The following is a 13,867-nucleotide window of genomic DNA, read 5'->3' as shown; positions in this document are numbered from 1 at the left end:
ATGCTGCGCCAACTGCACTCGTAACCGGTCGGCTTGGGCCTCAACCCTACGAAGCCGGCTCTCCAAGGTCACACGGGATGACCGTGGGTCTGTTTAGTGAACCGTACAGACCCCTCTAGGCCGGAACTTTCGCGTGTGCGCGGCGGCGAAGCACCCCGCCCCGCCACCCATCACGTGACCTCGGACAGCATTGATGAGGATCTCTGAAATCGGCCAGGGGCGCTCTTCCCTCCACTTCGGTGCGGTTTGAAGTGAGTGGGGAATCTGGGGAGCGAAGAGCGCGTGTGAGGGCCCGGCGACCGAAGGTCGCCGGGCCTTGTGCTGACCCCTCCGATATGTTCTTCCGGGCTCGCGCCGGCGGGTCCCACGCGTATTCGAGGGGAAACGTGCCTGGTGAGCGGCTTGACGCGGAGTGGGTCCGGTCCTGGCGGGAACAGACCGACGTGGCGCTGACGAAGCTGATGCAGTCCTTCCTCCCGACGCACGGCTTCCCGCCCGGCCACAACACCGTGATGCTCGCAACCGACGACAGCCACCAGGCGACGGACGCGCTCGTGGACCTGACGCCGATCCCCTCTGACCTGACCACTCTCTACTGGGTGATCAGCGAGGCTTCCCTGCCCGACGTCGACAACGGGTACTTCATCCACTCACCAGCAACGGTGGCGGCACACTTCCGCGAGTGCGGCCCCGCTCCGATCGTCGGCGAATCGATCGCGTTGGTCTTCGCCAGCGACGGCGGAGGCCATCTGTTCGCGATCGGAGACAGCGGACAAGTTTGGAAGTCCACCGCGGCCTCCTGGTCTGACGACTTCGAGGTCGCCGCGTCCAGCTTGCAGGAGTTCCTCGAACAGCTCGGCCGACAGATCGCGAACCAGCCCTGACCATCAGCCGAGGAACAAACCGGCCCCTGCACCACGGAGGTCATGTCACTCCAGACTGGGGAATCGCGCTCAGGTGTGGGATCACCCCTGAGCAGAGGGTGGCCGATTTCAAAGAGCGTCATCAGCATCAGGCCGGCACTCTCGGATGACGCGGACACTCGGTGCCACGGGGCAGGGGGATAGCGGCCAGCGGGTTAGCAGCCGGGCCCTCTTGTAGCCGCCACGCGGTACGGATCGATCCGATCAGGTGCCGCGCGCTGTACGGCGACACCTCCAGCTCCTGACGAGCGCGACCGAGCAGCTCCAAGGCCCCGGCGGGGCCGCGTGCCGCTGCCTCATCCCGACGGCGGGCAAAGTCTCCCCTGCCGAAGATGTCGAGCAGTGTCAGAGAGAACAAGGCATAGGCCGACGCCTCGTCGAGGAGCTCCCGGGCCTCGTCCGAGACCTCTGCAGCCGCCTCCTCGCTCAGGTGCCCGCGGAGGTCGTGGAAGGCCACGTGCTCGAGGGCCCACCGGAGCTCGGTCGAGCCACAGGAACAGGTCGGCCGCAGATGGTCCATCGCGTTCCGGAAGGCAACGAGGATCGTTCCGGTCCGCTCCGTCCACCGCTGCTTGCCCAGGAGTGTACGAAAGCCGGCGAGCGTGTCGCTGAGCTCCTCAAGAATCAGCTGCTCCGCAATGTCGGTGAGCTCGACGAACCGTGTCTTGGCCTCGATCTCGTCCAGACGCAGGCCGTAGCGGATGAGGTCCCTGGGTACGCCGCCTGAGAGGGCGTGCGTGAGTGCCTTGTAGGGCTCGGAGAGACCGGACGCCCGACGCTCCAGGATCTCTTTGGACTCCTCCAACGTGCAGGGCGGAACGTGCACGATGTCGTCCAGCGAGCTGTCGGTGACCCCGCGGTGGGGTAGCCCACGACGCACGAAGGATGCGCCAACGTCCTCGGCAACCGAGATCAGGTAGTGCACATGGGGCACGCCGAGGATGGCCTTGATCTCGCCGAGAAAGGCGAGCGCCGCGGTATCGGAGCCCAGCCGGTCCACCTCATCAATCGCGATCACGACCCGCTGCTCGCGCCGGTGCTGCTCGGCGGCGATCTCCGTCAGCAGCGCACGGAAGTCGGTGACCAGCTCTGGGAAGTTCGGCGGCAGGGTCGACAGCGAGGTCGTCTGCGCAGTGAGCAGTTGCGGCGGCCCGGCCGTCACGGCAGAGGAGGCCGTCTGCACGGTCTGCAGCCGGTACAGCTCGTCGCGGCAGGTGGTGACGAGGGGCGGGATTGGGCTCACCGGGCTCCACGTGACCATTTTGACAAGCATCAGGCCTGTGAGAGCGACGGTGAGGCGAAGCGGATTTTCAGGGTCGGCCACCAGAGCCTGCGTCAGGGGCAAAGTGAAGAGCAGCACAAGCCCTATAAGGAAGAGGACCCATCCAACCCGACGCCGCCAACGCTGGGTGAGGAGGATTCGCCCACGGATCTCCCATGGCTGTTCGATAAGGAGGTTAAAAAGGCCAGCGAGCGAGACAAACAGCAGGAAGAAGCCCTCTCCATCAGCCTTTCCATCAGTCTTTCCGATGGCCTCCCCCACGAGGGTGCGCAAGTCGTCATCGCCCAACAGCGAGAAGAAGGTGGCGACAATCAGCCCTACACCCGCGACGACGAGGACGACCCGGGCACCTTCACGAATGGCACGCCATCGCTTCCACCGCCGCAGACTCCACAACAGGACGCCCGCAGCCACGACGAGGACCGCCGCGCCGATCCGTTCGCCCTTCCAGATGTCGAGCACTACAGCTACTGCCTCATGCCAGAGGTCCACCGCCCGAGCACGCACAGTCGGCCACTGCTGGGCCGTGAAGGAACGCACTGCTGCGGCCAACCCGAGGATGACAAGTGAGCCCGCCGCCAGCCCGAATGCCAGCGCCGTGAGCCCTTTTCGCAAAGCCGGCAACAGTTGGCGTGCCGCTCTACGCAAAGGCGAGAGCCGGAGGAACGCGGGAGGCACGTGACCCATGTGCACGAGATAGCTCTCGCAGGTTCGAACGTAGAGGGACAACAGGAAGTCGTACGGCGAGTAGGTGGCCGGAGCCTGCACGACGACTGCGAACCCAGCCTCACCGGCGCAAGTCTCCAGAAGGGTCGACTTGCCCGCGCCTCGGGAGCCACTGACCGCGATCGTCCCACCGCTCTCAAGCTGGGCAATCTTGCGGGTCAGACTCCGGGCAGCCAGGCTCTCAACCACGTACTGCGGATTGCGCGGCGAGCGCAGGCCGTGGAAGTTGTCTGCAAGGAGCAGTGAGTCGTGGTCCTCGCCGAGCAGTGCCTCGACCACCCGATCGGTCAGCGGGCGGACGCCATTTCCCTGGAGGTCCCGGCTCCAAGCGGCTGCCGCCCACGCGGTCCTTCTGTCCAGCAGGGCGACGCGTGGACGCAGGGCCCACTCCCGCAGGTTGAGCAGGACGTGCATGCGCCATACCTGGTGCCGCCAGATCGCCGCTGCAGTCAGCAGCGGAGCCAACGCGGCAGCGAGGGCTATCGGCCAGGAGGAGAAGGCCACTACTAGTAGGGCAAGTACGGTGATTCCACAGAAGAGCGCAGTCAGCGGATGCATGCGGTCGTGGAGGTAGTCGAGCCGCTGGCGCTGCCGCTCGCTTCGTTTTAGCAACGAACGGAAGCGCTCCTGAGTGGCCTGGCAAGGTGCGACAGCCCGTTCGACGTTGGCCTCGGTGAGCATGGCCGCACGGGCGTTCTCAGCTGTGGCCTGGGGCCGCACACCGAGGCGCCGTGCGACGGCAGGCATGGCCAGGCAGGCATCGACCGCCGCAAGGTACACCTCCGCTTCCCGCTCCAGGGCGAAGAAGTCGGCAACCTGCCAAGCAGGGCGTGGGCGGCGTCGGGACATGAACGAAGTGCCTTTCGGAAGAGGCGGGGTGTGGAGTCCAGGGTGCGATCTGGCCGTGAAGTCGGGAAGTGATGCGGCGCAAGATCACCCGCCCCTGCGGGCTCGAACGAGGTCACTCCGTGTCAGACGCGTCCCGCGCTTGTGCTTGATCCGGAAGTACTTCCCGAGCCCTGGCTCGTCCTTACCGTCGTCGCCATAGGTAACCGCGTGGGCGCCTCCGTCATCGAGCAACCGTCCTACGCACTGGGCGAGCGTGTGGGGACCTGAACCGTTATATCCCCAGGACAGCCCCGGGGCGTCCATGACGGGAGCCGGGTAGAGCACTCCGTCGTCGGTCCGCACCCAGATCGGATCGTCGAGGATGACCTCCTTAAGGACCGTCCCCTCGGGAAGGCGCTTGGGCGCCCGACCTATGTAGGTGATCTCGCTGACACGGCGGAAAATGAACTTCCCCTTCACCGCGACCACCGGGCTGCCGGTTACCGGATCGACGAAGGTACCCACGGTTTGGTAACTCTCGCCCCACACCCGGTGTAGAGCCGTCGGTGGGACCTCACGCAGCCGGTTGATCCACTCGGCCGCCATCCAGGTAACGTCCGTTCGGGTCACCTGGAACGTGCCACCGTAAGGAAGGTCTTCGCTGCTCCAGGCACTGACATGCTCGAGGCACTCCACGGCCAGGTCATCGGTACGCCCGCAGAGTTCGGCAAGTCCGGCACCAACGACAGCGTCCGTCGCGAGTTCTCCGGGGCCGGGGTCGGACATTCTCGGAACGGCCGGATACACCATCGAATCGCCCGGCCCTGCCGTCCAGGAGCGGAGGTTCTCCATCTCCCACGACGCGTGCTCCGCCGCACTAGTCCGGATGCGGTGGCCGATCGTGAAGCAGGCGTGTCGCACCGGGGAACCCTCGGGTTCCTGTCGTGCCAGCTCGTAGAGCGGTTCCCAGGAGGGATAGGTGGCCACGTCGACAGGGACTGGAGCGTCTCCGGGGGTCCATGCGGTGAGGTGGACACGGCGACGCAACGCGCTGGGCCACCATGGGACGGGGCCGCCCACGTGCGCGGCTAGGTCGCTCCACGACGGGTGGTAAACGAGCTCAGGCCTCTCTCGGTCCACCACCTGCAGTTGGGGCCCATCGAAGGCGTAGAAGTGCTCGACGACAACGAGGCTGGCGGTGTCCGTGTGTACTTCGAGAAGGCTCCTCGCGTCGGGCATGCCGTCACGCGGAAAGACGATGGCGATGATTCCCTCTCGGGTGTCCCAACGCCCGGCAAAGTACTCGGCACGGACGTCCGTTCCGTCGTCCGCGTCGCGGTACACGCCCCCCAAATATCGGGGCTCAGCCAAGGGTGCAGGACGAAGCAGAAGAGGCCCCGCGCCTGCCAGTTCAGGATGGGCAGAGGCGAGCCACCGTGCAAACACGTATCCAGACCATCTCTTCGGGCCATCAGCGAAGGCTTCGTCATCGAGAGGCTCGATGACGTCGTCGGCGAGACGCAACCACGCCTCCTCCGACAAACCGAACACCTCCTTGAGCTGTGTAGCAGTCAGCTTCTCCAACTCAGCCTCCCCTCAGTGCCACTTGCGTCACCAATCATGGTGGGCGGGTCTGACAGAGAGCACCCGATTTGGCGGAGCCAAGGGACTCGGCTCTGGACCACGACGCGGTCCCGCTCTTCTCCTCGTACGCCACGTCCGCAACAACACGATCGGGGCAATCTGAGGAATATTCACCTCTGTCACAGGCGAGGAGCAGCCACTGACCGCCCTGCCGTCCCGAAAGCGCCCGAAATTTTCGCGAGAATCCGGCGGCCAAGACCGTTCGCGCAGGTCATAGCCACCCCGCTCCCCCACCCACCCAGTGCCTTCTAAGCACTTGGCCGCAGGTTCGAGTCCTGCCGGGGGCGCACCGCGATCGACCCTCCTTCGGGAGGGTCTTTTTGCTGGGCGGGGGCTGGTTCCGGGCGGGGCTGGTTCCGGGCGGGGGGGGCGGCGCCCGGGGGTGTTGCCGGGTTCCGGCAGGGACGGGGGGTGAGCTCTGCCGACTTCCTCACGGTGTCCTGGGGCGGAATTTTCGCGACCATGGGGGAGAGGCGGAGTTACGCCCGGCTCGCCCCGGGCGTCTCGCGCAGCGGGGGCGGTTCTCCGGGCGGGGCGGACAGGGCGGTGGATTCCGGGCGGGGCGAAGGCCGCGCACCGGCCGTGGGGGGCGTGTCCGACGCCCCGTCATGGGTGTGGCCCGCAGGAGACGGAGGCAGCACGGTGGACGACGACGAGCACGTTCTCGTACGGAGCAGGTGGGGAACCAGCCGGTACGTCTACAACCACCGCAACCCGGTCGGTCTCGCCCTCATCGTGCTCACACCGCTCCTCGCGCTCGGAGGGCTGATCGGCATGCGGGCCGAGTCGACGTGGAGCGAGGGCGAGCTCCGCGACGCCGTCCACGCGGGCATCCAGCGCCTGGACGGGGGACGTCACTACACGGTCCTGGAGGGCGACCACGGTGGTCTGATCACCGAGGCGATCCGGAGGAGCGGCATCGGGCCCGAGTACGGCGTCGAGACCCGTGAGGCAGGTGCCGGCAGGTACACCGTCAGCACCGCTGACACCACGGCCTCGTACTGCGCTCACGTCACCCTGACCCTCGACGAGGAACCGCCCGTCGTCTTCCCCGACACCGCGGACCTCCCGCCTCCCGGCCCGGACAGGCTCGCCTTCTACGTCTCCCACGCGACCGTCGGCGACGGCCCCTGCCCCTAGCGATGCCGCAGGCCGGTCGGGTTAGAGTCGCGGGCATGGGGGCTCAGAGGCGTGTGAGGACGTGCAAGTGGTGCAAGCGGCCGGTCGCGTACCGGTCGTGGTGGCGTTCGCGCCGGTACTGCAACCGGTGGCACCAGACACGGAAGTGGATCTCGCGGATCATCGAGGTGACCGGAGAGGCGGCGGGCGCCTGACGCTCGCCTGGGGCCGTGATTCGAGCGCCGGGGGCTCGGTGCCGGCGGTCAGGCCGGGGTCGTGTGCAGGGTGCGGAAGCGGGTGGGCGCGGCCGGGTCGCGGTCGGCCACCTGGACCGGGGGCCAGGCCCACTGGCGGACCGGGGTACCGGCGGGGCGGGTGAAGCGGATGGTGCCGCGGCTGCCTTCCACGGTGACGCGCGGCCATGACCGGGCGATGGCCTCCCGGTCCGTGCCGTGGGCGCGGAGGGTCTCGGCGAGGACGGTGATCGTGTCGTACCCCTCGAAGGCGACGAAGGAGGGGGCGGCGCCCAGGCGGGCGCGGAGCGCCGTCTCCACGCGGGCGCCCAGGGGCGTCGGGCGCTCGGGGAGGTAGCGGAGGAAGGGGATCGCCGCGCCGTCGCCGCCCAGGAGCGCCGCCCATTCGGCGAACTCCGGCTGGCCGGCCGGCGCGCCGATGAGCAGGCCGGCGAGGCGGGGGTCCCTGCGGACCGCCCGGACGATCGGGACCGCCGGGTCCGGGAAGCCCGACAGGAGGAGCAGGGCCGTCGCGCCGCCGGCGGCCAGTGCGTCGCAGAGCGGTCCGGGGGTCGGGGCGCTCGCGTCGAGCGTCGTGACCGTGCCGCCTCGCGGGGCCAGGTGGTCGCGGAGGATGCGGGTGCCCGCCGCCCAGTAGACGCTCGGTTCGGCGGCGATCGCGACACGGGTGTGGCCGGCGGCGAGCAGGAAGTCGGCGTAGACGCGCCAGCCGTGGGACTGTGCCGGGGCCAGCCGCGCGACCCGGTCCGTCGGCCGCTCGGTCAGCGCGTCCAGCACCGCCGAGGAGCAGAGGAACGGCAGGCCGAGCGCGTCGGCCCGGGCGGCCGCCGCGCGGGCGGCGACGCTGTGGTACTCGCCGGCCAGGGCTGCCACGCCGAGCCCGGCCAGTTCGTCCACGGCCGCCTCGGCCCTGCGAGGATCGGCGGCGGTGTCCCGGACCATGAGGTCGAGCGGCCTGCCGTCGATGCCGCCGGCCGCGTCGGTCTCCGCGACGGCCAGTTCCAGACCGGCCAGCAGATGCCGCCCGGCCTCCGTCCAGCCGGGGCGGGTCAGCGGGGCGAGGGCGCCGATCCGGACGGGGGGTGCGGACGTCGTCGTGCTCATCGGCGGGCGTCTCCCGGGGGCGTTTCGGTACGGTTCACCCCATTGTTCGTACGGGAGGGGGCGTACGACCTCCCGGCGCGCCGCCCGGTTGCTCAACGCGGGCCCCCGCCCGCCTCAGTGCGCCGCGCCGTGCTCCGCCTCCGCGCCGGGGGCGCCGAGGCCGCAGCAGGCGGTGCGGGCGGTGTGGGCGGTGCGGCCGGCGAGCGAACGGCCCAGGACAAGCGGGAACCCGCTGTGGACCGGCCGGCGTTCAGCGCCGAGGCGTGCCGCCCGGCTGCCGGTGTGGCCCGTCCGGTGTGGCCGGGTCGCCGTCCGGCCGACTCCCCGGCAACCGCCCGCTCGTCACCGCACCGGCGCCGCGGCCCCCGGCTCCGGCTCCGGGTCCGTTCCGGCGCGCCGGGCGAGCGGGTTGGCCGCCAGCAGGTCGAGCAGACCGGGGAAGCGGGCTTCCAGGTCCTCCCTGCGCAGCTGGGCCTTGCGGCTGTTGCCGCGGTTGACCTGCTGCACCAGGCCGGACTCGCGCAGGATCCGGAAGTGGTGGCTGAGCGTCGACTTGGAGACCGGGAGGCCGAAGGAGAGGCACGTCCGCTCGGTGCCGTCGGGGAGCGTCAGGAAGCCCTGGATCACCTCGTACCGGAGGGGGTCGGAGAGCGCGTTGAGGACCGTCGGCAGGTCCATCTCGCTCCGGGTCGGGTGGCCTTCCTCGTCGGGCATGCGCTGCGGCTCCTTCGGTCTGCTCGTCCACCGTCCGGCGGAGGCGGCCCTCGTCCGGAGGCCGCCGAGCTTGTCAGGTTTCACTTGCATCGTACCTTCAGCTCTGCCAGCCTAGGTTCGAAAAATTTCGAACCTTTCTCAAGTGCGCCGCTGGAACGGGAGCTTCCTCCAATGACACAGACCGAGTCCGTCGCCACCGGGCCCGAGGCCGACTCACCCGGCACCGCCACAACCCGCACCGGTGCACCCGGCACCGCCGCAACCCGCACCGACTCCCCCGGCGCCGCCGCACCCCGCCGGCAGACCCTGATCCTGACCGCGGTGCTGCTGGCGGTCTTCGTCGTCCCCACCTCGATCTCCGGCACCGGCGTGGCCCTGCCCCACATCGGCGCCGACATCGGCGCGAGCCTGGTCCCGCTCCAGTGGGTGGTCAACGCCTTCAACGTCGCCTTCGCCTGCCTGACCCTCGCCTGGGGCTCGATCGCCGACATCATCGGCCGCATCCGCGCCTTCACGATCGGCGCGGCCCTCTACGCCGCCGCCTCGCTCGTCAGCGTCTTCGCCGCGAACGTCTACGTCCTGGACGCGGCCCGCGCCCTCGCCGGCATCGGCGGCGCGGCGCTCTTCGCCTGCGGTGCGGCCCTGCTCTCCACCGTCTTCGAGGGCCCCGCCCGCGGCCGGGCGTTCGCCCTCTTCGGCACCGTCGCCGGCCTCGGCGTCTCCTTCGGCCCCTCCCTGTCCGGCCTGCTCGTCGAGACCGCCGGCTGGCGCTGGGTGTTCGCCCTGCACGCCGTCGTCCTCGGCCTGGTCCTGCTCGCCGTCCCCGCGATGAGCAAGGGCGTCCGCGAGACGCGCGACCAGGACGCCCGCATCGACGTGGCCGGCACCGCCCTCTTCGTCGTCGCGATGCTGCTCCTCACCACCGGCATCGCCCAGGGCTCGCAGTGGGGCTGGGCCAGTCCGGGCGTCCTCGGCCTCTTCGCCGGCACGATCCTGGCGCTGGCCGCCTTCGCCGCCGTCGAGAAGCGGCACACCCACCCGATGCTCGACCTGGGCGCCGTGGCCGACCGCCGCTTCCTCGCCCTGTGCCTGGTGCCGGTCGCCGGCTCCTTCGCCTTCGTCACCATGCTCACGTACCTGCCGAGCTACCTCACCGCGGCGGGCGGCTACTCCAGCGGCGCGGCCGGCCTGATCATGGTGCTGCTCACCTTCCCGATGCTGGTCCTCCCGCTGCTCGCGGCCAAGCTGGTGGCCAAGGGCGTCCGGGCGATGACCGTCATCTTCGTCAGCCTGGCCTGCCTGGTGGTCGGCGTCGCCGGACTCTCCCTCTTCTCCCCGGACGTCGACCTCGCGCTGGTCGCCCTGCCGATGCTCATCACCGGTGCCGGGTACGCCCTCGCCGCGGGTCTCGTCGACGGCGAGGCCCTGAGCCTGATCCCGCCGGAGCGGGCCGGCATGGCCGCGGGCTTCCTCAACACCCTGCGCCTCGGCAGCGAGGCCGTCGCGGTCGCCGTCTACGGCTCGCTCCTCGCCACCCTCCTCACCGGCCGCAACAGCGACGGAATCGCCGCCTTCCCGGGCGCCGGCGACGCCGCCACCGTCGCCGGCACGGCGGCCGGCGGCAACATCGACGGACCCGCGGAGGCGGTCTCCGCAGCGCAGCGCGAGGGCTTCGTCGACTTCCTCGTCGACGCCTACGACAGCTCCTTCCACACCGTCATCTGGGTGCTCGCCGCGACCTGCCTGGTGCTGCTCGCGGCCATCGCCCTGCTGCTGCGCCGCGGCGGCGGCAAGTCCCCTACTACGCCCGCGAGCTGACCCACCGAAGGCCCACCCGAAGGACCGCCCCGCCCGAGGCACCTCCGAATCGGCACGACCACGATGTCCCCGGACACCCGCACGTCGTCCCGCCGTGAGACGGGGACCGTTGTCGGACCCGCGCGCCACAATCGGAACCATGACCGCGAACCCGCCGCCCCCGCCCGCCCTCACGGCCCGCGCCCTCAACCGGGCGACTCTGAGCCGCCAGTTGCTGCTGGCCAGGGAACAGGTCGGGGTCGAGGAGGCCGTCCGCCGGGTGGTGGCGCTCCAGGCGCAGCAGCCGGGGTCGCCCTACGTGGCGCTGTGGAACCGGGTGGCGGGCTTCGACCCGGCCGGACTCGACGCGGCCGTGGAGTCGTTCCGGCTGGTCCGCTCGACGCTGATGCGGATCACCCTGCACCTCGTCCACACCGACGACTACCGGCCGTTCCGGGAGGCGGTGGAGCCGACGCTGCGCGGGAGCCGGCTGCGCGACCGGAGGTTCACCGACACCGGGATCACGCCGGACGACGCGGACACGCTGCTGCCGGACCTCCTCGCGTACGCGTCCCGGCCGCGCACCGGCGAGGAACTGCGGGCGCGCGCCGAGGAGTCCTGGGGCGGCGGGAGCCTCACCCCGGCGGCCGGTCGGCTGCTGCGGCAGTACGCGCCGCTGTGGCACGTGCCGGGCGGCCCGCCGTGGCAGTACGCGGCCTCCCCCGGTTTCGTCGCGTCGGGACCCGAGCCGGCGCGGACCGGCCCCGAGGCGGCCGCCGCCGGGCTGGAGACGCTGGCGCGCCGCTATCTGGCCGGGTTCGGACCCGCGTCGGCGGCGGATCTGGCCCAGTTCGGCCTGGTGCAGCGCGGCCGGGCCCGCGCGGCGCTCGACGCGCTCGTCCGGGACGGCGCGGCCGAGGTCCTGGCGGGCCCGGACGGCACGGTGCTGTACGACCTGCCGGGGGCGGACCGGCCGGACGGGGACGCGCCGGCGCCGCCGCGCCTGATGGCGATGTGGGACAGCACGCTGCTGGCGTACGCGGACCGGAGCCGGATCGTCCCGGCCGCGTACCGCCGGCAGGTCATACGCGTCAACGGCGACGTGCTGCCCACCCTGCTCGTCGACGGGTACGTGGCCGGGGCCTGGCGGCCGGTCGCGGGCGGGATCGAGGCGGCCGCCTTCCACCCGCTGACGGCCGCCGACTGGGCCGGGCTCGCGGCCGAGGCGGCGGCGCTGGGCGGGCTCCTGGCCGACCGCGATCCGCGGGTGTACGCGCGATACGACCACTGGTGGGCCAAGGGCCTGCCCGCGGCCGAGACCCGGGTGCTGCCGTACTGAGCCGCCGGGCCGGAGCGGGACGCCACGCCGCTCCCCCATTGCCAGCCACCCGGAAGGCACTTATCTTCGAGCCACAACCTACGGACCGGGATGCGAGTCAGTCCCGGGGCGGTCCGCCGTTCACGGGCCGGACGGCGGGGAGCGCACGGCCGCGGGACGCGGGCGCGCTGGACGCCGGGCGTACGGGATACCCGTATCCGCGTACCCGCAGGAGTGAACTGCATGAGCAAGCACGTTCTGGCCCAGAACCAGTACGGCAAGGCCGAGAACCGCATCGTCCGGATCGCCCGCAGGGGCGGCGAGGACGGCGCCTGGCACGAGATCCGCGACCTGAACGTGTCGGTGGCGCTGCGGGGCGAGTACCGCGAGGTGCACCTGACCGGCGACAACGGCAACTGCCTGCCGACCGACACCACCAAGAACACGGTCTACGCCTTCGCCAAGGAGCACGGCATCGCCTCCCCCGAGGCGTTCGCGATCCTCCTCGCGAAGCACTTCGTGACCTCCCAGTCGGTGATCCGCGAGGCGCAGATCCGCGTCGAGGAGTACGCCTGGGAGCGGATCCCGGTGCCGACCCGCAAGGAGCAGCACTCCTTCGTCCGCAAGGGCCAGGAGGTGCGTACCGCGCAGGTCACGTACAGCGAGAGCACCGGTCTCCAGGTGCTGTCCGGGCTGAAGGACCTCACCGTGATGAACTCGACCAACTCCGAGTTCCACGGCTTCATCAAGGACGAGTACACGACGCTCCAGGAGGCGTACGACCGGATCCTGGCCACCAAGGTCACCGCCCGCTGGGCGAACTCGGCCACGGCGGCGGCGGATCCGGAGCACGACTGGGACCGCTCGTACGAGAAGGCCCGCCGGCACATGCTGGAGGCGTTCGCGGAGACGTACAGCTACTCGCTCCAGCAGACCCTGCACGCGATGGCCTGCCGGGTCCTCGACCACGTGCCGTCGGTCAACGAGGTGCGGCTCAACCTGCCGAACAAGCACCACTTCCTGGTGGACCTGGAGCCCTTCGGGCTGAAGAACGAGAACGAGGTGTACTTCGCGGCGGACCGCATGTACGGCCTCATCGAGGGGACCGTCCACCGCGACGGCGTCCAGCCGGTGATCGCCACCTCCGACTGGATCACCGCCTGACCGGTGCCCCTCCGGCTCCCGGTCAGCGGCCGGCCACCGCTCCGAGCCACACGGCTCCGAGCCCGGCGGCCAGGCTGAGCAGGACGTAGAGGACGGCGCGGGCCTTCGCGCCGTCCTCGTACAGCCTCAGCACCTCGTACGAGAACGTCGAGTACGTCGTGAGGGCGCCGCACAGCCCGGTGCCCAGGAGCAGCTGCGCCCGCGCCGAGGCCAGGCCCGCCACCAGGCCGAGGACGAAGGACCCGGCGACGTTCACGGCGAGGGTGCCCCAGGGGAAGCCCGGCCCGAAGCGGGCCCTCGCGGCGAGGTCCGCGTACCAGCGCAGCGGCGCGCCGACGGCCGCTCCCGCGACCACGAGCAGCCAGTTCACACCGCCTCCCGCCGGTCGCGTACGAGGCTCCGCGCGGCGGCGGTCCCGGCCCAGACGGCGGCCAGGGCGGTGACGGGCGTCCCGCCGAGATAGAGCAGCCCGCGCGCGGTGTGCCCGCCGGCCAGCAGGCGCTGGGTGTCGAGGGCGTACGTCGAGAAGGTGGTGAACCCGCCGCAGAGCCCGGTGGTGAGGAAGGGCCTCAGCAGCGGGTTCGGGGCGGGGCGGGCGCGGACCTCGGTGAGCAGCACCATGAGCACGCCCAGCAGGGCGCAGCCCGAGGCGTTCACGAGGAAGACCGTCCACGGGAACCGGCCGTCCGGGGCGGGCCACAGGAGAGCGGCCCCGTACCGCGCGGCAGCGCCGAGCGCCCCGCCGGCGGAGACCACCAGGGCGACCGGGAGCAGACCGCGCGATGTCACGGCCTCAGGGTACGGGGAGGCCGTCGGGGCCGGCGGCTCCGCGGGTACGGGGCCGCCGTCAGCAAGCGGCTCCGCGGGTACGGGCGGGGCCGCCGTCAGCAGACGGCACCGCGGGTACGGGGCCGCCTTCCGGGACGGCTCCGCGGGTACGGGCGGGGCCGCCGTCAGGGCGAGGCGCACGGGCGGGGTCCCCCGGCCTGGGGCA

At 70.9% G+C, this 13,867-nt stretch carries 11 protein-coding genes; 5 read left to right on the top strand and 6 right to left on the bottom strand.

Annotated features, from left to right (window positions below; genetic code table 11):
• The first annotated feature begins 443 nt into the window (after positions 1–443).
• Positions 444–884 (top strand): hypothetical protein, encoded by a 441-nt coding sequence (locus ACFYT9_RS01150; protein WP_389160150.1) that lies wholly within the window; start codon positions 444–446, stop codon positions 882–884.
• Positions 885–1,011: 127 nt separating this feature from the next.
• Here ACFYT9_RS01150 and ACFYT9_RS01145 read toward each other — a convergent pair whose 3' ends face one another.
• Positions 1,012–3,780: a P-loop NTPase fold protein gene (locus ACFYT9_RS01145; RefSeq protein ID WP_389160148.1), complete on the bottom strand. Its 2,769-nt coding sequence runs from the start codon at positions 3,778–3,780 to the stop codon at positions 1,012–1,014.
• An 84-nt stretch (positions 3,781–3,864) separates the two neighbouring features.
• A complete protein-coding gene (locus ACFYT9_RS01140) occupies positions 3,865–5,343 on the bottom strand; it encodes a hypothetical protein (RefSeq protein WP_389160146.1) in 1,479 nt (492 codons plus the stop codon).
• 702 nt (positions 5,344–6,045) lie between these two features.
• Between ACFYT9_RS01140 and ACFYT9_RS01135 the strand changes: the two genes are divergently transcribed.
• A complete protein-coding gene (locus tag ACFYT9_RS01135) occupies positions 6,046–6,543 on the top strand; it encodes a hypothetical protein (protein ID WP_389160144.1) in 498 nt (165 codons plus the stop codon).
• 242 nt (positions 6,544–6,785) lie between these two features.
• Here the strand turns inward: ACFYT9_RS01135 and ACFYT9_RS01130 are convergent, their stop codons facing one another.
• The gene (locus ACFYT9_RS01130; protein WP_389160143.1) at positions 6,786–7,880 is read right to left on the bottom strand and encodes an ABC transporter substrate-binding protein; all 1,095 of its coding nucleotides are present in this window, start codon (positions 7,878–7,880) and stop codon (positions 6,786–6,788) included.
• Between the two features lie 342 nt (positions 7,881–8,222).
• Positions 8,223–8,594, bottom strand: coding sequence for an ArsR/SmtB family transcription factor (locus ACFYT9_RS01125; RefSeq protein ID WP_389160141.1), 372 nt, complete (start codon positions 8,592–8,594; stop codon positions 8,223–8,225).
• Between the two features lie 171 nt (positions 8,595–8,765).
• Here ACFYT9_RS01125 and ACFYT9_RS01120 point away from each other — a divergent pair, with 171 nt between their 5' ends.
• The 3 genes from ACFYT9_RS01120 to pucL all read left to right on the top strand — a co-directional run bounded on the left by ACFYT9_RS01120 (position 8,766) and on the right by pucL (position 12,873).
• A complete protein-coding gene (locus ACFYT9_RS01120) occupies positions 8,766–10,412 on the top strand; it encodes an MFS transporter (protein WP_389160139.1) in 1,647 nt (548 codons plus the stop codon).
• Positions 10,413–10,551: 139 nt separating this feature from the next.
• Positions 10,552–11,730: a winged helix DNA-binding domain-containing protein gene (locus tag ACFYT9_RS01115; protein WP_389160137.1), complete on the top strand. Its 1,179-nt coding sequence runs from the start codon at positions 10,552–10,554 to the stop codon at positions 11,728–11,730.
• 222 nt (positions 11,731–11,952) lie between these two features.
• Complete coding sequence (gene pucL / locus ACFYT9_RS01110) at positions 11,953–12,873, top strand: factor-independent urate hydroxylase (RefSeq protein WP_376595829.1); 921 nt, start codon at positions 11,953–11,955, stop codon at positions 12,871–12,873.
• A 22-nt stretch (positions 12,874–12,895) separates the two neighbouring features.
• Here pucL and crcB read toward each other — a convergent pair whose 3' ends face one another.
• Positions 12,896–13,243, bottom strand: coding sequence for a fluoride efflux transporter CrcB (gene crcB, locus ACFYT9_RS01105; protein ID WP_376595828.1), 348 nt, complete (start codon positions 13,241–13,243; stop codon positions 12,896–12,898).
• On the bottom strand, positions 13,240–13,662 hold the full coding sequence (locus tag ACFYT9_RS01100; protein WP_376595827.1) for a CrcB family protein: 423 nt from the start codon (positions 13,660–13,662) through the stop codon (positions 13,240–13,242). Before ACFYT9_RS01100 ends, crcB begins: the two co-directional genes overlap by 4 nt.
• Between the last annotated feature and the right edge of the window lie 205 nt (positions 13,663–13,867).

This window comes from Streptomyces sp. NPDC004435, from assembly GCF_042873895.1.
In the GTDB taxonomy this organism is placed as follows: Bacteria; Actinomycetota; Actinomycetes; order Streptomycetales; family Streptomycetaceae; genus Streptomyces.
The sequence above is the reverse complement of the archived record's forward strand: the minus strand, read 5'-3'. Positions and strand labels throughout refer to the sequence as shown.

What these genes read in the sequence shown, in the direction of transcription:
- ACFYT9_RS01145 (WP_389160148.1), bottom strand. Translation starts at nt 3,780, where the DNA reads ATGTCCCGACGCCGCCCACGCCCTGCTTGGCAGGTTGCCGACTTCTTC.
- ACFYT9_RS01130 (WP_389160143.1), bottom strand. Translation starts at nt 7,880, where the DNA reads ATGAGCACGACGACGTCCGCACCCCCCGTCCGGATCGGCGCCCTCGCC.
- ACFYT9_RS01125 (WP_389160141.1), bottom strand. Translation starts at nt 8,594, where the DNA reads ATGCCCGACGAGGAAGGCCACCCGACCCGGAGCGAGATGGACCTGCCG.
- ACFYT9_RS01120 (WP_389160139.1), top strand. Translation starts at nt 8,766, where the DNA reads ATGACACAGACCGAGTCCGTCGCCACCGGGCCCGAGGCCGACTCACCC.
- ACFYT9_RS01115 (WP_389160137.1), top strand. Translation starts at nt 10,552, where the DNA reads ATGACCGCGAACCCGCCGCCCCCGCCCGCCCTCACGGCCCGCGCCCTC.
- pucL (WP_376595829.1), top strand. Translation starts at nt 11,953, where the DNA reads ATGAGCAAGCACGTTCTGGCCCAGAACCAGTACGGCAAGGCCGAGAAC.